The sequence below is a fragment of the Advenella sp. S44 genome (assembly GCF_002810445.1).
Lineage (GTDB): Bacteria > Pseudomonadota > Gammaproteobacteria > Burkholderiales > Burkholderiaceae_B > Advenella.
The window spans coordinates 101,127-120,389 of sequence record NZ_NEXS01000001.1; the positions used below are offsets into that span (position 1 = coordinate 101,127).

The window sequence follows — 19,263 nt, forward strand, 5'->3', positions numbered from 1 at the left end:
TTTCTAAATTGTAGCCCGTTTCGCTGCCTTGCCTTATACGTCATTGGTGTTTTTCATACTCTCGGAAACCCGTAATTGCTTCATTTTCCGGCGGTATTCCGATGGAGTCATGCCCTGCTTGTTCAGAAATGCCGTTGCGAAATTGGCCGAGTTGGAAAACCCGACATCCTCAGCAATGGTAAAAGTGCGTAGCGATGTAGTAGCCAGCAAATGTTTTGCGGTTCGCATGCGTAAATCACGAATGTATTCAAACGCACTGCAACCGCAAACATTGTAGAACGCACGATTTAACCGCTTTTTATTCATGGATACCAGCGCCGACAGTTTGGGCAGGCTCAGGTCTTCGGCCAGGTTATCCTGGGCATATTGCATGACGATGCGTACCGCGACCTCGTCATCGCTGTCAATGGCACTGTATTGCGACGGCCGGTCTGGGATGAGCATTGATGGTTGTTGCTGGCGAACGCTGTGCAGCCGCTGCGAAATACCGGTGTGGATACGAATGCGTGCGACAACTTCGTCATGTGGACGAGACTTGGAGATGAAATCAGAGGCACCGTATTCCAGCGCCTGGATGCGTGATTGCGGATCATCCTGGTTGCTGTAGAAAAGTACGGGGATGTCTGTAGTAAGTGTATTGGCCTTGAGGCGACGGCATAGCGGAATGCCGTCCAGCCGGGGCAGATTCAACTCGGAGACAATGACATCGGGTTGCGACGTAATGGCTTTTTCGTATCCCTGCAGTCCGTCAAATGCAACTGTGATTCGAAAGCCAGCGCTACGCAAAGCAGCAAGTATGCCTTGCAGGTTTTGCATATTGCCGTCGACAAACAGCGTATGGGGGCTGCGCGAGGATGAGGCCGGACTGTCCATAGGATTTCGCTTGACTATCAAATTTAAAAGGCGAAATCATTTTCCAACAAGATGCAAAGTTCCTATTTTGAAATTAATCCTAGATGGTTTTAAAAAAAAGAATGAAACCCGCTTTTATCGAAAATTTTTAACGTCAGTCAATCCGACTGACACGACAACAGGGATGTTTATACGACAAACAGACGCTTGTATTCCTTGATTGCATAACGATCGGTCATGCCTGCGATATAGTCGGCAACGGCCCGTGCCTGCCTGCGCTCGTCTTCATGACGGTAGCTCGCCGGCATGAGCCGCGGATCATCCACAAATGCCTTGAACAGCGATTGCACAATCGTGGTGGCCTTGTTGGCCATGCGCATGACCTTGTAGTGACGATACAGATTGTGCATCAGAAAGGATTTGAGCTCATCGGCCTGCGCGCGCATGGGTTTGGAAAATTGCAGCAACGGCGGGGCGTGAGTTACGTCCTCTCGCGTCTGAATCCGGTGCGCCTGCAGGTTTTGACGTGCTGTCTGGGTCAGATCGACGATCAGCGCGTTTATCATGCGACGGATAATTTCGGCAATCAGCCGACGCCCGGCAACGTCGGGAAACAAGCGACTCACTTCATCGTGATAGGTGGCAAAAAGCTGCACCTGACGCATCTGCTCAATTGTAATCAGACCCGAACGCAGGCCGTCATCAATATCATGATTGTTATAGGCAATTTCATCGGCCAGGTTGGCCAGTTGCGCTTCCAGGCCCGGTCGTTTCTTGGCAATAAAGCGCTGTCCGACTTCGCCCAGTTGGCGCGCATGAGACAGTGAACAATGCTTGAGGATTCCCTCACGGGTTTCGAAAGTCAGGTTCAGGCCGTTAAACGACGCATAGCGTTCTTCCAGCTCATCAACAACGCGCAAGCTTTGCAGATTGTGCTCAAAGCCGCCGGCATCGGGACGCAATGTCTGCATGGATTCATGAAGCGCGTCCTGCCCGGCATGGCCAAACGGCGTATGGCCCAGATCATGCGCAAGCGAGATCGCCTCGGTCAGGTCTTCATGCAAGCCAAGGTTGCGTGCCACTGCGCGCGCAATTTGCGCCACCTCCAGACTATGGGTTAGCCGGGTGCGAAATAAATCACCTTCGTGATTCACAAAGACCTGCGTTTTATATTCCAGCCGCCGAAACGCGCCGCTGTGAATAATACGGTCGCGGTCCCGCTGGAACGGGTCGCGCGCGGGATCTATCGCTTCTGAATGCTGCCGGCCTTTGGATTGAGCCGGATGCGTGGCATAGGGAGCGAGCGTGGTTCCTGTCATGCCTTACGCCTGGTTTTGCGCCATTGCCTGGCCCTGTTGGAAATCTCGGTCAATGGCAATGTCGCCAACGGTCAGGCTCAGGGTTTCCTGAACCAGCTTCAGGGGCGCTGCGCGAACCTGTGCCTTGCCGATGGCAGACATCAGGACATATCGTATTTCGCCGCCTTCGGTTTTTTTATCTCCCTGCATCAGATCAAGCCAGGTACTTTCGCCGAAATCGGGCGCGATATCGGGGCAACCGATGGCCCGCACCAGGGCGCGCACCCGCTTGATGTCGGTGGAAGGAAGGCCAAGTACCTTGCCCGACAGCACCGCGGCCTGCACCAGACCGCAGGCGACGGCCTCGCCGTGCAACCATGTGCCAAACCCCAGGCCCGCTTCTATCGCGTGTCCAAAGGTGTGGCCCAGATTAAGGATGGCGCGCAGGCCGGTTTCCTTTTCGTCTTCGGACACCACCTGAGCCTTGAGTTCACAGCATCGTCCAATGGCGTACGCCAGTGCATCGGCATCAAGCGCCACCAGCTGCTTCACATTGTTCTCGCACCATTCAAAAAATTCGCGATCCAGGATCAGCCCGTATTTAATAACTTCGGCCAGCCCGGCAGAAACCTCACGGGCTGGCAGCGTACGCAGTACATTGATGTCGATGTCGACACTGACCGGCTGATAGAACGCACCGATCATATTTTTGCCCAGCGGGTGATTGACCGCCGTTTTGCCCCCGACCGAGGAATCGACCTGGGCCAGCAGCGTGGTGGGTATCTGCATATAGCGGATGCCGCGCATATAAGTGGCTGCCGCAAAACCGGCCATGTCACCGATCACACCGCCGCCAAGTGCCAGAACGACGGCGCGGCGATCCAGTTTTTCGCCCAGCATGCGGTCGTAGATGATGTTAAGGGTGTCGAGCGACTTGAAAGATTCGCCATCGGCAACAATGATGGTGAGTACCGGCTTGTTCAGGCTGGCCAGCGCCTGACGCAGCATATCGCCATAAAAGCCGTCGACCACCGGATTGCTGATGACGACCAGCCGTGTGGCGTTTTCCGGGACAGAATCAGCGATGTGCTGCAGGCGTCCCGGCGCAATGTGAATGGGGTATTGTCCAGCGGACGTAACGACGTTAACGGGAGCCATGGAAGCCATCAGATTCTTTCACCTCGTTGTTGATAATCTTTCAATAAACGGTCAATGGCCTCGAGCACCGTGTTGATGGAGCCGTGGCTGGTTTCTACCGTGAAATCGGCCAGGCTCTCATAAATGGGTTCGCGCTGCCTTAACAACTCAACGATACGCGCTTTGGGGTTGGCCGTCAGCAGCATTGGGCGGTTTTTGTCCTTTGCGACTCTCCGAAAGAGCTCATCGCTGCCCGCCTTCAGGTACAGCACGATACCGCGCGTACGCAGCAGTTGCTGATTTTCTGGGGCCACGACGGCGCCGCCGCCGGTGGCCAGCACGACGTCGCGGCGCAGGGTGATCTCTTGCAGCACCTGCGTTTCACGGCGCCGAAAGCCGGCCTCGCCCTCGATATCGAAAATGGTAGGGATACTGACCCCGCAGCGGGATTCCAGCTCGTGGTCCAGGTCCAGGAACTCTCTGCCCAGGGAACGGGCAAGACCTCGGCCTATGGTTGTTTTGCCGGCGCCCATCATTCCAATGAGGAAAATGGGCGCCTGATCGGTTCGGCGGACATGGGTACCGCCCTGTTCTGTGTGCTGCATGTGCGTGAAAGGTTTTTCTCCCGGTTACGCCGGGGCGTGAAAATACAGCTGTTCTTTTGACGTTGTCAAAGAAATGACACCATGTTTTCAAGGATTTGTCGTTTATTTGTTGCAACATAGCACATGTTCGCCATACTGCACAATTCAGTTACAGAAACAGCCGAAAATTCCAGCTTTTCGCGCTGGAAGGGATTAAAATTGCCTGCGATGAGTACACGTAAACCCAACTCCCCTCGTAAAACCCCGCAGCGCTCGAGCGCAGGCTCGCGCATAGGCCGGTTCCTTTTTCAATCCGTCATCTTCTGCATCGGCCTCGGGCTTTGCGGCTTGTTGCTGGGCACCCTGGCCGTTGCGCTGACCTGGCCAAACCTGCCCGATCTGAAGGCGATGACCGATTATCGTCCACGGGTGCCGTTGCGGGTTTATACGGCAGACAAGGTGCTGCTGGCGGAATACGGCGAAGAGCGGCGTAATGTGTTGCGCTTCAATGAAATTCCCGATGTGATGAAACAGGCATTGCTGGCGGCAGAAGATGACAATTTCTATGATCACGGGGGGGTAGACTGGTCTGGTGTTGGTCGTGCCGTCCTGGCCAATATCGTCTCGGGCGCCAAGTCCCAGGGAGCCAGTACCATCACCATGCAGGTAGCACGTAATTTTTACCTGTCCTCGGAAAAATCCTTTATTCGTAAATTCTACGAATTGATGCTCACCTACAAAATCGAACAAAACCTGAGCAAGGAACAAATTCTTGAGCTGTATCTGAACCAGATCTACCTGGGACACCGTTCCTACGGTTTTGCCGCTGCCTCGCGCACCTATTACGGCAAACCGCTATCCGAAGTCACCATCGCTGAAGCGGCATTGCTGGCCGGCATTCCCAAGGCACCTTCCCGTTTTAATCCGCGCGCCAATATGAAACGCGCCATTGCGCGCCAGCACTATGTGCTGGGCCGTATGCAACTGCTGGGCTATATCACACCAGAACAACATCAGCAGGCCCTTGCGCAAAAAATTGTACTGCGCGACGTGACGCTGGAAACCCCTGAAACCAACATTGCGCGCCACGGCCAATACGTAGCAGAACTGGCCCGGCAACTGATGTACAACGTCTATAAGGATAATGTGTACGGACGTGGTTTGAGCGTATACACGACGATTCGTTCGGAAGACCAGGAAGCAGCCTACCAGGCGGTTCGTGAAGGCATTATGTCGTATACGCGCAGAAAGCCCTACCCCGGACCGGCCGCGCAGGTGGATCTGCCCGAAGGCATTGAAAACGATACGGAACGGTTTGATCTTGCCCTGGAGGAGATCCGCAACAAATATCGCGATAGCGATGATCTGGTGACGGCCGTGGTGCTGTCCTCCAGCGCCACCAAAGTGGTCGCGGCGCGCACCCCCGAGCAGATCTATGAGTTAAGCGGCAAGTCGCTGGGCTATGTAAAGCGGGCCCTGGTCAAGACCGGTCCGGTTGCGCGCCGGATTCAGCGCGGTTCCGTTATTTATCTGCAGAAGGTCGACAACGTCTGGACCATTATTAATATGCCCGGTGTCGAGGGCGCTTTCGTTTCGCTGAACCCACAAAACGGCGCCATCGAATCCATGATCGGCGGCTTTGACTTTAACCGTGGCGACTTCAATCGCGTCACTCAGGCCTGGCGCCAGCCCGGCTCTACCTTCAAGCCTTTTGTGTATGCAGCCGGGCTTGAGCGCGGCATTACCCCAGGCACCAACATTTCAGACCAGCCTTTCCATCTGAGCGCAGCCCAGACACGCAACAAGCCGTGGAGCCCGAAAAACTACGGCAATTCATACTCTTACAGCCAGACTATGCGCCAAGGCCTGTACAAATCGAAAAACATGGTCTCCATCCGCATCCTGCAAACGGTGGGCCCTGAATTTTCCAGCGAATTTATATCCCGCTTCGGCTTTGATCCGGCCCGCCAGCCGCCCAAAAGTGCCTACCTGACCATGGCATTGGGCGCCGGAAGCGTGACGCCGCTGCAAATGGCCAGTGCGTATTCAGTTTTTGCCAATGGCGGCTATCGCGTCAATCCGTTTATCATTGACTCTGTCGTCGACATTTCCACAGGACGGGTCATTATGAAGGCCCAGCCAGCAAAAGCGGGCGATGAAGCCAACCGGGTCCTGGATCCGCGCACAGCCTACGTCATGAACGAAATGCTGCGCGGGGTTGCCAAATCGGGTACGGCGGCCAGAACGCAGGCAACACTGAAACGCAGCGACATCGCCGGCAAAACCGGTACGACCAATCAGTCGTTCGATGCCTGGTTTGCCGGTTTCACCCCAAAACTGGTAGGCATCTCCTGGCTGGGCTTTGATCAGCCTAGATCGCTGGGCGACCGGGAAACCGGCGGTGGCGCAGCCATGCCGATCTGGCTCAATTACATGCAGGTAGCTCTCAAGAAAGTGCCTGTCACCGCATCTGGCCCCATGCCCGAAGGGCTGACCAAGGTGGGTGATAACTACTATTTTACAGAATTTCCTCTGGGCAAGGCACTGGCCAACATCGGTGTCTCTGGCAGCGGCGTGCGCGACCCGAACGCCGCCAAACCGGCAGGCTCGCAATCGGGCGATGCGATCGGCAAGGCCCTGGAGTCGTTCAATCCCATGGGCGGGCCGCCGATACGGTTCTAAGCCCCCTGGCCGCCGGCTTCCGAGTGACTCGGATACCAAACGGCCTGACAACCACCGCTACGATTGTCATAGAAAAAGGACTCATGCACTGCAAAGCATGAGTCCTTTTTCTATGGGCGCAGGGGTGCAGGCGGCTGGTGCCGCCAATGTCAGAGCGTTACTGTGAGCGTCTGGCCAGTGATGTCGGAAAAAATGCGGCTTAGATTGTCTGCAAGACCCGTACCGTCACGTGTGTCAACCCAGTTGTTATTATCAAATTTGTAATGGAATCCGCCTGATGGCGCTGCGACCCACATTTCCTGTAGCGGCGCCTGACTGTTGACTACGACGTGGGATTTCTGATCGAATACAATGGTGAGCACCTGGCCGCTGCGACTGGCATCAAGATCGATATCCAGGGTTTCAAACCAATTGTCGACCTGCTCGTGGATCTTGTCCAGGATGGCATCTGCGCGTGCAAGAAATTCTGATTCAGTCATAATATGGTTCTGTAAAAAATTTAAGGGTGTACCGTGTCTGGGTTAAGTATAAAACGCCGTGTAGCCATTATTGTAACCCTCCTTGTCGGCAGTGTGGGTTTAACGGCTTGTGGCTATAAAGCACCACTGTATATTCCTACGCCAGAACAGAAACAGAAACTGCAGGAGCGGGAGGCGCGCATCGAGGCTCGCAAGGCCAAGGCAGCCGCAGAGAAAAAGGCAAAGCGCGATGCGGTCAGCGATGTCAATGCCGCCGCCGATCATCCGGTTCACCATGCAGATTCGAACGCCGTACCGTGATGGCGCATGGCCAATCCCCACAATCGCAAGTCCGCAGCTTGCAGTTTATGGCTCGCAATGCCTAGCAAAAGGGTCGTACGCGACAGCAAGCCTGGTAAAGTGAGTTCACTCGATGAACGCCAACGTCAGCCCCGGCATGAAGCCTCCGGTCGCATGAAGTGATACCTTGTATTGGTCACGATGGCCTCAATTATTACGGTATTGTGGTGCTACGTTGCCCAATACCAATCTTTTAATCGTCTTAATAACTACTGTTTATCATGTCTGAACTAAATGCCCCGGCGGGTACACCTTTTTTTCATTACGACAACTCGCAATTGATGGCCGAGTCTGTCTCTATTGCCGAACTGGCCGAACGCTACGGCACGCCGTTGTACGTGTATTCCCGCGCCGCCCTGAAAGCCGCCTGGGAATCTTACGCACAGCCGCTGACGAATCGGAATGCGTTGGTCTGTTTTGGCATGAAGGCCAACTCCAATTTGGCTGTGTTACAACAGTTCGCTCAATGGGGGAGCGGTTTCGATATTGTTTCCGGCGGCGAACTGGCCCGCGCCCTTAAGGCCGGTGCGCAGGCCGACACCATTGTTTTTTCGGGCGTGGGCAAGCAGGATTGGGAAATCAAGGCGGCACTGCAGGCAGGCGTCAAATGCTTCAATGTGGAATCGACCGACGAGCTGGAACGTATCTCGTCAATTGCGAGCCAGCTCGGATGTGTCGCGCCCGTGTCTCTTCGTGTGAACCCGGACGTGGATGCCAAAACTCATCCCTATATTTCCACCGGCCTGAAAGATAACAAATTTGGTATTGCGATTGAAATAGCTGCGCAGGTGTACCAACGGGCTGCCGTATTGCCAGGAATCAGAATTGTTGGCGTCGATTGCCATATCGGGTCTCAGATCACGCAAATCGAACCCTATCTGGATGCGCTGGAGCGCTTGCTCAATTTGCTGGATACGCTGGCGGGCATCGATATCGCGCTGGAGCATCTGGATATTGGCGGAGGTTTGGGTATCCGCTATCAGGACGAGACCCCTATTGCCCCGGCCATGCTGTTGGACGAAGTGTTTGCTATGCTGCAGGCGCGCGGCTATGGCCATCTGCAACTGATAATGGAGCCGGGACGTTCGCTGGTGGGCAATGCCGGCATCCTGGTGACGCGCGTGCAGTATCTGAAGCATCACCAAAGCAAGAATTTTGCCATTGTGGACGCAGCCATGAACGATCTGCTGCGGCCCACCCTGTATGACGCCTGGCATGGCGTTCTGCCGGCCGTCAGCCGGTCTGGCCACAGCAGCGAGGCTCAACCCAGGGTGTACGACATTGTGGGGCCGATTTGCGAAAGTGGCGACTGGCTCGCGCGCGACAGGGAATTGCAATTGTCGCAAAACGATCTGCTTGTGATCGAATCGGCCGGGGCCTATGGGTTTGTCATGTCCTGCCAGTACAATAGCCGGCCACGCTGTGCCGAAGTCATGGTCGACGGCGACCAAAGCTATCTGATCCGCCCACGCGAAACCGTGGAAGAGCTCTTTGCTTCGGAGCAGATGTTGCCGGGCTGAACCTTGTCTTGAACCGATTCAATGGAGCGAATGCAGCGGTGGGGCATTCGCTTTTTCCGTTAAACCCGCAGAGAATGCACAGCGGAGGGACTGCAATGGCCTATGCCTGCCTGCGATGCTGCGTTGTCTTGCCAAACGGGTCTGCTCGCTTATCCGACAGGCTGCGTTCCCTGGGCCGATGGGCCCACTCAGTGAGGGCCTCTTCGCCAGATTGACCTGGTCAATGTGGCCAATCGTGCTGACAGCGCGCGACCGCGGTGCCTTGTTGCTGTCGCGCCCATGGCGCCGGGCTTTGCTGGCCGCAGCCAATGCCCAGCGGTAACGCGACAACAGACCGGCTGTTACCCTCATCCGCCCGAAACGCCCGCGATTTAACGGTTCTAGCCTAGTCGGTCGAGTCAATAGCTTGTACGCAATATACAAATAAGAATTCTCTATTTTACGTATAAAGTTTTCTTATATACAGTAGTGGTATTCGTTAGGCGTTTACGTTTTTGGTGTTTCCTGACTGCGGCAGAAATCGTGTTTTGGTCCATCGTCCTGCCAGGGCGATGGTTTTTTGGCGCATCGTTTGACCGGAAAATGGGGCGGCGCAGCCATCCGACCAAGAGATATTGTGAAGCCATCGGCCGACCAGGGTGACGGTTGTTACCGTGCAGGTCGCCGCTAGCGCAGAAAGATAAATTGACGATTTCCCTGTTGGGATACCCGGTTGCTGTATAACCTGGTATCCCCTTTTTTTTGGTGCTTTCGGCACTATAATCGGCTATTGCCTTTTTAGGCAGGCCGGCATTTGTGTCCATGTCCTGCTACAGCTCTCCGTAGGAGTGCAAACCCGACAGGAAGATGTTGACGCCCAGGAAGGCAAAGCTGGTGATAACCAAGCCGACCAGCGACCAGTAGGCAGCAAAGGTGCCTCGCATGCCCTTCATAAGACGCAGGTGCAGCCAGGCGGCGTAATTGAGCCAGACGATGAAGGCCCACGTTTCTTTCGGGTCCCATTGCCAATAGGTACCCCAGGCATCGGCAGCCCAGAAGGCGCCCAGAATGGTGGCCACGGTAAAGAACGCGAAGCCGATGGAGATGGAGCGGTACATGATATCGTCCAGAACCTCCAGCGGCGGCAGCTTGGCGGCAATGACACGACGTCCGAGCAGGATGGCAGCGACGATGATCAGGCTGGCCAGGAAATAGACAAACCAGAAGCCCATATTGTCTCTGTCACTGAAGATGAAGAGCTCGGACACCATCGCGCCGCCAATGAGCAGCAGCGGAATCATGGGTTTCCAACTGGTGGTGGCGCCATGCTGTTTCACCAGATAAGCAAAACCCACCATCGCTGACAGCGAAAAGGATCCATACCCGATGAAGTTGGCCGGCACATGCAGCTTCATCCACCAGCTGCGCAATGCATTGTTCAGAGGGGTAATGACTGCTGCATCACGTTCGAACGTGTACCAGAGTAGGAAAATGACCGCCGAGGAAATGATGAGCAGCACAAAGCCGCCCAGGGCACGCGTGTTATAGCGCCTCTCGTAATACAGGTAGAACAGGGCGGTGATCAGACAGAACAGCACGAAGACTTCATACAGGTTGCTGACCGGGATGTGTCCCATATCAGGGGCAATCAGGTGACCCTCGCGCCAGCGCACCAGCAAGCCGGTAAAGCCGGCAAAGACACCGGCCCAGGTGAATGCCGAACCCATCCAGGCACCCGTTGTACTGACAAAGCCGATCCAGTAACACACGGTAGCCATGAAAAACAGTGCGCACATCCACAAAATGGCCGATTGCGACGACAACAGATACTTCAACAGAAAGTTGGTTTCTGCATGGGCCAGTTGCCCGTCGTACAGCCATAGTGCCAGGCCCGCGGCCAGCGCGCATGCAATCATGAGCTTGCGAGCCGGGCGCCAGAGCCAGCCGATCCAGGTGGCAGCAAACGTCATTCCGACCAGAATGGCTTTTTCGTAGATATCCATCGAATCCGAATACCGGAAAATCGCATAAATTGCCCCGGCCAGCAGCACGAGCAAAAACACGAGATCCGAGAGATCCGGTTTGCCGCGCAGCACACGACCGTCGCCAGACTCGGAGATATTCTTTTCCCAATCGGCCAGATGGTCGGCGGTTCCTGATGCGGTCACAATGGTATTTGACATATAAATGCCCCTAGGCTTTTTGATTGCCGGTAAAGTGATGGCGGAAGCGCTCGAATTCACGATTGAAGTCGAGTGTACGCTTTTGAGAGGTCATGGCTGCCATCATGCGGCTGTCGTTATCGCCCTGTCCGGGCTTGATCCAGATCCAGATACGGCGATCGCGGATGTAAAACATGGAAAACACACCGAGCATTAGCAGGATGGAGCCCCCATAAACCAATAGTTTACCCGGGGAGCGAGTCGCCTGCAAAACACTGGCCTGAATATGCTGGAAGGTTTTCAACTGAAGGAACACGGGCGCCGGATAATTTGCCAGGTCAGAAACGGCCCGCAAGGACAGATCGAACCAGCGCGCCTGCGCTTGGGCGTCAGGGCCTTCGAATACGATGGGTGCAAGTCCAGACTGCTCTCGCGCCAGATTGCGCAGCTCAATGGCGCCGAACAACAGATACTCACGCAGGATTTTCTTCATGGGCTCGCGCAGTTCCGCCGGAACCCGGTCCTTTTCAGGTACGCCAACGCCTTCGACATATTTGTCGATTCCGGCAAAGCCATCGGCGGCAAACACGCTAAGCGCGCGCTCGGCCAACTGGACAATGACCGCCTTGTCGATGCGAGGATCCTGGTTCTTTTCTGCATAGGCAGTGGCCGCTTTCAGACGCATGGCCTGGTCATTGAAAGCGGCGCGCATGGCGAGAAATTCGTTGACGGAACTTTTACCATCGGCTGGAATCCGGACATAGCGGAACATCGTATCGCCGGGCAACTGCATGCCAATCAGAAAGACGGGAGCGTCTTCCAGCATGACCGGGAGCATGTAGTTGTTGAATTTGATCGACTGGTTACGGTCATCGGTCAATGTATAGGACACGCTGGGCCCGATGTTATGCAGTTTTTTCTCGTTTCTGCCCGCAGCACTGCCGGTCACAGCCAGAATGTCTTCCTGAAATGTGCTGGGCTGGGCCGCGCCCGGACTGGGGGCAGACAAATCTTCAACGTTGATGGGTTTGAAGTCGTCGAACGTCACTGTGTAGTTCTTGGCCTGTCCATTAACGGTCGTGGTGACACGCGTCTGTTCACCCACGGCACCGGCCAGTTCAAAGGGCGCACTGCCGCTGCCAGCCAATGGATAACCCGTCAGGGAGACCTTGGAGCCGCCGTCGTGGAAACTGGACTGATAAAGCGTGATGCCATGCATTTGAAATGGATGGTTCACCTCGATGGTTTCGTCGGAAACCTGGCCGGTTTGCTTGTCTGTGATCGTGACTTCGCTGGCAAAGCGCTTAGGCATGCCGTTGGTTTCGTAATACTCAATGATGAATTTATTGAGTTTGATGTCAAACGGCAGCATTTGCAAATACTGCCCGCCGCTTAGCGCCAATATCCCGGTATTGGACGTATTGCCCTCTGCAATTGAGATATTGCCGCGAAAACTTGGATTACCCGGCGAAAAGCGGGCCTCGGGAGGCACCTCGGAAACATACCGGGCCGTCTCGGGAATAGGCTGTTTGCCGCCCAGCCAGATTTGTAGCCGATTGGGCAACTCACTATCGAGCAGCCCGCCAATACAGACAATGACAATGGCACCGTGCGCGAAAATATAGCCCAATCGATTGGCGCTGCCTTTCTTCGCAGCCAGCAGCGTCCCCGTAGCGTCTGTCTTTTCCTTGATCGCATACCCGTGCTTCTTAAGCCAGCCCCGGGCCTGCTCCAGCGAGGCAGTGGCGCCAAGACCGGTTTGAACGTCAATGCGATGAGGGAAGGCGCGCAAGCTGCCTTCGCGAATATATTCGCGAAACGAGCGCATATCCTTGAGCATTTTGGGCGCATTGCGTATCAGGCAAATGCTGGTGGAGACCACCAGAAAGGTCATGATGAGCAGGAACCACCATGTGTTGTAAATTTTTGCCACGCCGAATTTGCTGAAGACAGCGTACCAGTACATGCCGAACTGGTCGGTGTAGGTCAGGTCTGGCTGGTTTTGCTGCAACACGGTGCCGATAATGCTGGCCACGCAGATGAACATGAGCAGGCTCACCGCGAAACGCATAGAGCCAAGCAATTCTACGAGCTGGGCGCCCCAGGCTCTGGCATTTGATCTTGATACTGAGTTTGTCATAAGAAAAAGGGGCACACGATACGCGTTACCCCTTCTTTGACCCGTTATCGCGGAAAAGTTCCATAATGCGAGTCAGAAATTGGCGGCCGCGGCAAATTATGAATTTGCCGCCTGACCACTGAGCTGTTGAATCAGCGAATGCCGGCTGCGTAATCAGCAACGGCCTGAATGTCTGCCTTGTTCATGCGGTTGGCAATTTTGCCCATCATGTTCTCGGCGCCGCCCTGCTGGCGGTAGCCGTCTGCAAATGCATGCAATTGGGCTTCCAGGTACTCAGGATGCTGGCCGGACAGACGCGGAAATGCAGAAGGAATGCCCTGGCCGGTCGCGCCGTGGCAGGCCGCACAGGCAGGAACGTTACGCTCGGGGATACCAGCGCGCCAGATCTGGCGGCCACGTTCCACTACTTTCAGGTTCTCGCCCTGCTTGGCCTTGGCCGGCTGTGTTAGTTGCTGTTTACTGAGAAAGACCGAGAGATTCTGCATGTCTTCCTTGGTCATTTGTGCCACGATAGGCGCCATGGCAGTCGGTTTGCCATCAGGGGTCGCGCGAATAACTTTATCGGCAGGCGCCTTGAAGTGTTCAAGCTGAAGCGTGAGATATTCGTGTGACATGCCGGCCAGATTCGGATACATGGCAACGCCACTGTTTCCGTTGGCGCCATGACAGGCGACACAGGCAAGAATCCCGCGAGAAGTATCGCCTTTCGTATAAAGGGCAGCGCCTTTTTCGGCGTCAGGAACAGCGGGTGCATCTGCAGCCTCTGCGCCAAAAGCTGCTGTACCGAAGGCAATGCCAGCCATAACGCTGCCGGCAACCAGAATGTTTGTTAAAACTCGCTTCATGAATATCCTCTGTGATCCCATGGATCTGGGGCGCACTTTAGCAGCCACGGCCCGTATTTTAAAAGATAAATGCATCTAAACACGGAAGTATAAACCGCAAACGTGAATTTAGGCATTTTTTGGCCTAGCAATTATACAATAGAGGACGAATTTTTTTTTGCCGGAACCCTTTGTGTCAATATTACATCGCGCCTCGTTTTACACTTCAGCCGCCCGGCTCGATCAGTTGCCGCCGCCGGGGGCTCCTGAAGTCTGTTTTGTGGGTCGCTCCAACGCCGGCAAATCGTCCGCCATCAATGTGCTAACGAACCAGAAGCGGCTGGCGTTTTCGAGCAAAACGCCTGGACGTACCCGGCTGATCAACCTGTTCGGTATTCCGGATCCACTGGAACCGGAGCAGCCGCTTGGCTTTCTGACCGATCTGCCCGGTTACGGTTATGCCTCTGTGGCGCGAGACGCGCGCGAGGAATGGGCTGAGGTGCTGGGCGCGTATTTGCGCCAGAGAACATCGTTGGCCGGTGTTGTGTTGCTGATCGATATCCGCCGCGGCGTGACCGACCTGGATCGGCGCCTGGCCAACTGGATCGCCCCTTCGGGCAAGCCGGTTCTGGCCTTGCTGACCAAGGCGGACAAGCTGCCTTACGGACAGCGAATCAAGGCGGTCTTTAACGTCAAGAAAGAACTGGCCGATATTGGGGCACTCAATGCCGTGCCTTTTTCCGCGACCCAGCGCATCGGACTGGAAGAAGCCGACCACAGCATCGTCAACTGGATTTCGCCACAGGTGGTCCCTTAAATTGCCCGCTTTTGCGCTCAACCCGGCCAGGCTGGACTGAACTTTCCGGACAACGAACACTCTGATCACTCAATCGAGCAACGACGCACTTGCACGAACAGTTTCTCTTTTTCATGCACCCAACGGGTGCGCATTGCCTTACGGACACTGCCATGACTGCTATTATTACCGCCGATTTTCCCGCATCCCGCCCCCGCCGCAACCGTCGTGACGACTTCTCGCGCCGACTGGTCCAGGAAAATGTGCTGACCGTCAATGACCTGATTTACCCGGTATTTCTCAAGGAAGGCAAAGGCGTAACCGAGGCAGTGGCTTCCATGCCGGGCGTACACCGGTACAGCCCGGACACACTGCTGCCCGTGGCCGAGATCTGTGTTTCGCTGGGCATTCCCGTGATGGCGCTGTTCCCGTCCATAGATCCGGAATTGAAAACCCCCGACGGCATCGCCGCCACGCGTGAAGACGGCTTGATTCCGCGCACCATTGCCTTGCTCAAGAAAGAATTCCCGGAACTGGGCATTTTGTGCGATGTCGCGCTTGACCCCTATACCAGCCACGGGCAGGACGGCGTGCTGGACGAAAACGGTTATGTACTCAATGATGAGACCACAAAAATCCTGTTGCAGCAGGCTCTGACGCAGGCGCGCGCCGGTGCAGACTACGTGGCCCCCAGCGATATGATGGACGGTCGAATCGGCGCGATCCGTCGCGCGCTGGAACAGGAAAATTTGATTTACACGCGCATCATGGCCTATTCAGCCAAGTACGCCAGCGCCTTCTACGGTCCGTTTCGCGATGCCGTGGGTTCGGCCACCAATCTGGGCAAATCCAACAAAATGACTTATCAGATGGATCCGGCCAATCGCGACGAGGCACTGCGCGAAATCGCCGCCGATATCCGCGAAGGCGCCGACATGGTCATGGTCAAGCCTGGCATGCCCTATCTGGATATTGTGCGTGATGTAAAAGAGACCTTCCGCGTACCCACCTACGCCTATCAGGTTAGCGGCGAATATGCCATGATCAAGGCTGCTGCTCAAAACGGCTGGCTGGACCACGACAAGGTCATGATGGAGTCACTGATGTGCTTCAAGCGCGCTGGCGCTGACGGGATTTTGACGTATTTTTCCATTGAAGCGGCGCGCATTCTTGCTGCTCGTCGGTAAGCGGTCCGCAGTCCGGCGGGCATGAGCGGTTCCCTAGCGGGGCCGATCCATTACCTGGCAACACATACGGCGGATTGATATCCGCCGTGAATGCCTTTATACAGACAGTATTACAGCTTGAAGCCGTGATACTTCTGGCCCAGCGCCACCGTGGCTGCAAAAAACCCGGCCTTGCTGCCGCAATCATAGCGCGTGCCTTCGTACGCAAAACCGAACACATTGCGGCTTTCCAGCAGCGCAGCAATGCCGTCGGTCAACTGTATCTCGCCGCCGGCGCCTTTGCCAATATGGCGCAAGTATTCAAAAATTTCCGGCTCAAGAATATATCGCCCGACCACGGCCTTGTCCGAAGGCGCATCGGCCGGCGCCGGTTTTTCCACGACATGGCTCACCTGAATCGTGTTGGATGATACCGACTTGCCTGCGATGATTCCGTATTTGTTCGCGTCTTCGCGGGCAATAGTCTGAATGCCAAGTACGCTGCCATTGTTGGCATGCGCAGCCTGGATCAGTTGTTGGGTAACCGGAACGTCTGAATCGATCAAGTCATCGGCCAGCAGCACCGCAAACGGCTCGTTTCCGACTACCGGTTCGGCGCACAGAACCGCGTGGCCCAGGCCTAGCGGCGCCGACTGGCGGATGTAAATACAGTTGACGTTGGACGGAATGACCTGGCGGACCTGCTCCAGCATTTCCTGCTTGCCCTTTTCTTCCAGTTCGGACTCCAGCTCCGGCATGGAATCGAAATGGTCTTCAATGGCACGCTTGTGTCGTCCGGTAATGAAAATCAGATCGGTAATTCCCGCCTTGACCGCCTCTTCGACCGCGTATTGAATTAGCGGTTTGTCCACAACAGGCAGCATTTCTTTGGGCATGGCCTTGGTCGCCGGCAAAAAGCGGGTGCCCAGACCCGCGACAGGAAATACAGCTTTACGGATCGGATTCATGTAAACCTCGTTGATGTATCGGATGACGCCATTTTATGACAAAACGCCTGGCGCTCAGAGGTATAAGTCTTGCAGGCAAGCAAACACAGGAAAATGGCGGTCTCTGTCCGACAGTATCATGTGCTCGCGCGGCACCTGCCAATTGATATTCAGTTGCGGGTCATCGAAGGCCAGGCCGCGCTCGTAATCGGGTGCATAAGCGGCGTCGGTCTTATAGGTAAAAATCGCCTGCTCGCTTAGCACCGCAAACCCATGTGCAAACCCGGCAGGGATAAACAAGGTCTGCTTGCGCGCTGCATCCAGTTCAATTTGCAATGTTTGTCCGAACGTGGTGCTGCTTTTGCGCAGGTCGACAATCACATCCAGCACACGCCCCACCACGACGCGCGCCAGTTTATTCTGGGCATAGGGTGGCAACTGATAATGCAGGCCCCGCACTACACCGTAGGACGACTGCGATTCGTTATCCTGAATAAAGCGCAACTCGCGTCCCAGCGCATCATCGAGCACCTGCTGGCGCCAGGCCTCCAGGAAATAACCGCGCTCGTCGTGATGCACCGTGGGGGTGATGAGCAGGACATCGGGAATAACCAGGCGTTCTGTTTTCATGCGAATCAGGGACAATCCCAATCTATTGCGTCAGCGCTGATTATAGCGGATCGGTCACCTTGCCCATCCCTGGCGGGCTTCGCGGTTTACACCTGCCCTGTTATGATGAGTGATTGCAACTTTTATATTACGACCCCGAACACAATGGCATCTTTGCTTGTTACCGGAGGCGCCGGGTTTATCGGCGCCAACTTTGTTCATTACTGGCTCGGACAGCATCCAGACGACACGCTGGTAGTGCTGGATGCACTAACCTACGCGGGCAACCGCAGCAGTCTTGCCGGGCTGGAAGACCACGCCAATTTCACGTTTGTACACGGCAATATCTGCAATACGGATACCGTGATCGCCTTGCTGCAACAGCATCGCGTCGATACCATCGTGCATTTTGCCGCGGAAAGCCATGTGGACCGCTCAATCCAGGGGCCTGACACATTTATCCGGACTAACATCACCGGCACCCACAGCTTGCTCAAGGCAGCGCGCCAGGTATGGATAGAGGCACCGGCGCTGCAACAAAAAGCGCCCCAGCCACACCGCTTTCATCACGTCAGTACCGACGAAGTTTTCGGCAGCCTGACACCTGATCAGCCAGCGTTTACCGAAGACACCCCGTATGCGCCGAACTCACCATATTCGGCCAGCAAAGCCGCTGCTGACCATCTGGTGCGCTCCTACCATCAAACTTACGGCCTGACCACCACCGTCAGTCGCTGCTCAAACAATTACGGACCCTACCACTATCCGGAAAAGCTGATCCCGCTGACATTGACGAATATTCTGCACAATAAAGCCATTCCGGTTTTTGGCGATGGCCAGCAAATCCGCGACTGGCTTTACGTACTGGACCATGTTCGCGCGATCGAGGCGATACTGACGCAAGGCAAGGCAGGCGAGACCTGGAATATCGGTGCCCGTTGCGAGATGACGAATCTACAATTGATTCATAAACTGTGCCGGATCATGGACCACATGTTTGCCACGCGGCCGCAAGTACGCCAGCAATTTGCGCAGGCAACAGCGGCGCACGCGGGTCGCTCAGCTTCGCTCATTCGCTACGTGCAGGATCGGCCCGGCCATGATCGGCGCTACGCCATAGACTCCACAAAAATTGAACAGGAACTGGGCTTTGTCGCAGTCGAGCCGTTTGACGCAGGCATTGCCAAAACCGTCGACTGGTTCCTGGATAATGAACGATGGTGGCGTGCGGCCGTATCACCACCAACATCATAGCCACGCGTCTTGCGGTACCTGCTGCGCCTTTGATGCGGCAAGGAGCAGCCACTGATGCTTGTTGAAGCGTCAGCACCGCCTCGCAACTATCTGGCCCATGGCCGCGGATTTGTATTACTATATCGGGAATGGTTTTTCATAGTCAGGGGAAATGAGATGAAAGTGCTGATCACGTATGACCGTCGTCTGCTGGGTACCCGATTTACCAAGTTAAAACAGCGGATAGACGAACACTTCCCCAGCCGCTGGCACTGCTTTGATTCAAGCTATATTGTGTCGACCGATTTGGGTGTTACACAGGTACGCGAGCTTTTGCTGCCTGCCCTTGATACCAACGACAGTCTCCTGGTGATCGAACTGGGAAATAAATGGGCTGGGATCGGTCTTTCGGAAAAGAACCGAAGCTGGCTTGATCTGGACTGAACCCTCTTCTCTTGCTGCATCCACATCCGGTGTGCTGCCACACCCGGAGAGCAATACCATTCGCGTCTTCTC

General features: G+C 55.3%; 18 protein-coding genes. 7 read left to right on the forward strand and 11 right to left on the reverse strand.

Going from position 1 to position 19,263, the window contains the following annotated elements:
- Positions 1-33: 33 nt before the first annotated feature.
- The 4 genes from CAP48_RS00430 to CAP48_RS00445 all read right to left on the reverse strand — a co-directional run bounded on the left by CAP48_RS00430 (position 34) and on the right by CAP48_RS00445 (position 3,892).
- A complete protein-coding gene (locus tag CAP48_RS00430) occupies positions 34-873 on the reverse strand; it encodes a DNA-binding response regulator (protein WP_100694070.1) in 840 nt (279 codons plus the stop codon).
- Between the two features lie 167 nt (positions 874-1,040).
- Complete coding sequence (locus tag CAP48_RS00435; protein ID WP_100694071.1) at positions 1,041-2,171, reverse strand: deoxyguanosinetriphosphate triphosphohydrolase; 1,131 nt, start codon at positions 2,169-2,171, stop codon at positions 1,041-1,043.
- Positions 2,172-2,174: 3 nt separating this feature from the next.
- The gene (gene aroB / locus CAP48_RS00440) at positions 2,175-3,308 is read right to left on the reverse strand and encodes a 3-dehydroquinate synthase (protein ID WP_100694675.1); all 1,134 of its coding nucleotides are present in this window, start codon (positions 3,306-3,308) and stop codon (positions 2,175-2,177) included.
- Positions 3,309-3,316: 8 nt separating this feature from the next.
- A complete protein-coding gene (locus CAP48_RS00445) occupies positions 3,317-3,892 on the reverse strand; it encodes a shikimate kinase (protein ID WP_100694072.1) in 576 nt (191 codons plus the stop codon).
- 207 nt (positions 3,893-4,099) lie between these two features.
- Between CAP48_RS00445 and CAP48_RS00450 the strand changes: the two genes are divergently transcribed.
- Complete coding sequence (locus tag CAP48_RS00450) at positions 4,100-6,553, forward strand: penicillin-binding protein 1A (protein ID WP_100694676.1); 2,454 nt, start codon at positions 4,100-4,102, stop codon at positions 6,551-6,553.
- 149 nt (positions 6,554-6,702) lie between these two features.
- Here the strand turns inward: CAP48_RS00450 and cyaY are convergent, their stop codons facing one another.
- Positions 6,703-7,032, reverse strand: a complete 330-nt coding sequence (gene cyaY / locus CAP48_RS00455; protein WP_100694073.1) for an iron donor protein CyaY — start codon at positions 7,030-7,032, stop codon at positions 6,703-6,705.
- A 33-nt stretch (positions 7,033-7,065) separates the two neighbouring features.
- On the opposite strand from cyaY, the gene CAP48_RS00460 reads away from it, so the two are divergent.
- Positions 7,066-7,332, forward strand: a complete 267-nt coding sequence (locus tag CAP48_RS00460; RefSeq protein ID WP_192871259.1) for a lipoprotein — start codon at positions 7,066-7,068, stop codon at positions 7,330-7,332.
- A gap of 260 nt (positions 7,333-7,592) precedes the next feature.
- Positions 7,593-8,891, forward strand: a complete 1,299-nt coding sequence (gene lysA, locus CAP48_RS00465) for a diaminopimelate decarboxylase (RefSeq protein ID WP_100694074.1) — start codon at positions 7,593-7,595, stop codon at positions 8,889-8,891.
- A 434-nt stretch (positions 8,892-9,325) separates the two neighbouring features.
- On the opposite strand, the gene CAP48_RS00470 is transcribed toward lysA, so the two are convergent.
- The 4 genes from CAP48_RS00470 to CAP48_RS00485 all read right to left on the reverse strand — a co-directional run bounded on the left by CAP48_RS00470 (position 9,326) and on the right by CAP48_RS00485 (position 14,017).
- Positions 9,326-9,694, reverse strand: coding sequence for a hypothetical protein (locus CAP48_RS00470; protein WP_100694075.1), 369 nt, complete (start codon positions 9,692-9,694; stop codon positions 9,326-9,328).
- Between the two features lie 6 nt (positions 9,695-9,700).
- Positions 9,701-11,053, reverse strand: a complete 1,353-nt coding sequence (ccsB, locus tag CAP48_RS00475; RefSeq protein ID WP_100694076.1) for a c-type cytochrome biogenesis protein CcsB — start codon at positions 11,051-11,053, stop codon at positions 9,701-9,703.
- Between the two features lie 10 nt (positions 11,054-11,063).
- Positions 11,064-13,172, reverse strand: coding sequence for a cytochrome c biogenesis protein ResB (locus CAP48_RS00480; RefSeq protein ID WP_369806309.1), 2,109 nt, complete (start codon positions 13,170-13,172; stop codon positions 11,064-11,066).
- Between the two features lie 131 nt (positions 13,173-13,303).
- Positions 13,304-14,017 (reverse strand): c-type cytochrome, encoded by a 714-nt coding sequence (locus CAP48_RS00485; RefSeq protein WP_100694078.1) that lies wholly within the window; start codon positions 14,015-14,017, stop codon positions 13,304-13,306.
- Positions 14,018-14,189: 172 nt separating this feature from the next.
- On the opposite strand from CAP48_RS00485, the gene yihA reads away from it, so the two are divergent.
- Together yihA and hemB are read left to right on the forward strand one after the other, a co-directional pair.
- Positions 14,190-14,813, forward strand: coding sequence for a ribosome biogenesis GTP-binding protein YihA/YsxC (gene yihA / locus CAP48_RS00490; protein WP_100694079.1), 624 nt, complete (start codon positions 14,190-14,192; stop codon positions 14,811-14,813).
- 152 nt (positions 14,814-14,965) lie between these two features.
- Complete coding sequence (gene hemB, locus CAP48_RS00495; protein WP_100694080.1) at positions 14,966-15,979, forward strand: porphobilinogen synthase; 1,014 nt, start codon at positions 14,966-14,968, stop codon at positions 15,977-15,979.
- 110 nt (positions 15,980-16,089) lie between these two features.
- Here the strand turns inward: hemB and galU are convergent, their stop codons facing one another.
- Positions 16,090-16,926, reverse strand: a complete 837-nt coding sequence (gene galU, locus CAP48_RS00500) for a UTP--glucose-1-phosphate uridylyltransferase GalU (RefSeq protein WP_100694081.1) — start codon at positions 16,924-16,926, stop codon at positions 16,090-16,092.
- Between the two features lie 54 nt (positions 16,927-16,980).
- Positions 16,981-17,535, reverse strand: coding sequence for a dTDP-4-dehydrorhamnose 3,5-epimerase (gene rfbC / locus CAP48_RS00505; protein ID WP_100694082.1), 555 nt, complete (start codon positions 17,533-17,535; stop codon positions 16,981-16,983).
- A gap of 144 nt (positions 17,536-17,679) precedes the next feature.
- On the opposite strand from rfbC, the gene rfbB reads away from it, so the two are divergent.
- Positions 17,680-18,768, forward strand: a complete 1,089-nt coding sequence (gene rfbB, locus CAP48_RS00510) for a dTDP-glucose 4,6-dehydratase (RefSeq protein WP_100694677.1) — start codon at positions 17,680-17,682, stop codon at positions 18,766-18,768.
- 156 nt (positions 18,769-18,924) lie between these two features.
- Positions 18,925-19,191 carry a SinR family protein gene (locus CAP48_RS00515; RefSeq protein ID WP_153045639.1) on the forward strand — a complete coding sequence of 89 codons (267 nt, stop codon included), beginning with the start codon at positions 18,925-18,927 and terminating at the stop codon, positions 19,189-19,191.
- Positions 19,192-19,263: the final 72 nt, after the last annotated feature.

Excerpts from the sequence above, each read along its gene's own strand:
- CAP48_RS00430 (WP_100694070.1), bottom strand. The coding sequence starts at position 873 with ATGGACAGTCCGGCCTCATCCTCGCGCAGCCCCCATACGCTGTTTGTC.
- CAP48_RS00435 (WP_100694071.1), bottom strand. The coding sequence starts at position 2,171 with ATGACAGGAACCACGCTCGCTCCCTATGCCACGCATCCGGCTCAATCC.
- aroB (WP_100694675.1), bottom strand. The coding sequence starts at position 3,308 with ATGGCTCCCGTTAACGTCGTTACGTCCGCTGGACAATACCCCATTCAC.
- CAP48_RS00445 (WP_100694072.1), bottom strand. The coding sequence starts at position 3,892 with ATGCAGCACACAGAACAGGGCGGTACCCATGTCCGCCGAACCGATCAG.
- CAP48_RS00450 (WP_100694676.1), top strand. The coding sequence starts at position 4,100 with ATGAGTACACGTAAACCCAACTCCCCTCGTAAAACCCCGCAGCGCTCG.
- cyaY (WP_100694073.1), bottom strand. The coding sequence starts at position 7,032 with ATGACTGAATCAGAATTTCTTGCACGCGCAGATGCCATCCTGGACAAG.
- lysA (WP_100694074.1), top strand. The coding sequence starts at position 7,593 with ATGTCTGAACTAAATGCCCCGGCGGGTACACCTTTTTTTCATTACGAC.
- CAP48_RS00470 (WP_100694075.1), bottom strand. The coding sequence starts at position 9,694 with ATGGACACAAATGCCGGCCTGCCTAAAAAGGCAATAGCCGATTATAGT.
- ccsB (WP_100694076.1), bottom strand. The coding sequence starts at position 11,053 with ATGTCAAATACCATTGTGACCGCATCAGGAACCGCCGACCATCTGGCC.
- CAP48_RS00480 (WP_369806309.1), bottom strand. The coding sequence starts at position 13,172 with ATGACAAACTCAGTATCAAGATCAAATGCCAGAGCCTGGGGCGCCCAG.
- CAP48_RS00485 (WP_100694078.1), bottom strand. The coding sequence starts at position 14,017 with ATGAAGCGAGTTTTAACAAACATTCTGGTTGCCGGCAGCGTTATGGCT.
- hemB (WP_100694080.1), top strand. The coding sequence starts at position 14,966 with ATGACTGCTATTATTACCGCCGATTTTCCCGCATCCCGCCCCCGCCGC.
- galU (WP_100694081.1), bottom strand. The coding sequence starts at position 16,926 with ATGAATCCGATCCGTAAAGCTGTATTTCCTGTCGCGGGTCTGGGCACC.
- rfbC (WP_100694082.1), bottom strand. The coding sequence starts at position 17,535 with ATGAAAACAGAACGCCTGGTTATTCCCGATGTCCTGCTCATCACCCCC.
- rfbB (WP_100694677.1), top strand. The coding sequence starts at position 17,680 with ATGGCATCTTTGCTTGTTACCGGAGGCGCCGGGTTTATCGGCGCCAAC.
- CAP48_RS00515 (WP_153045639.1), top strand. The coding sequence starts at position 18,925 with ATGAAAGTGCTGATCACGTATGACCGTCGTCTGCTGGGTACCCGATTT.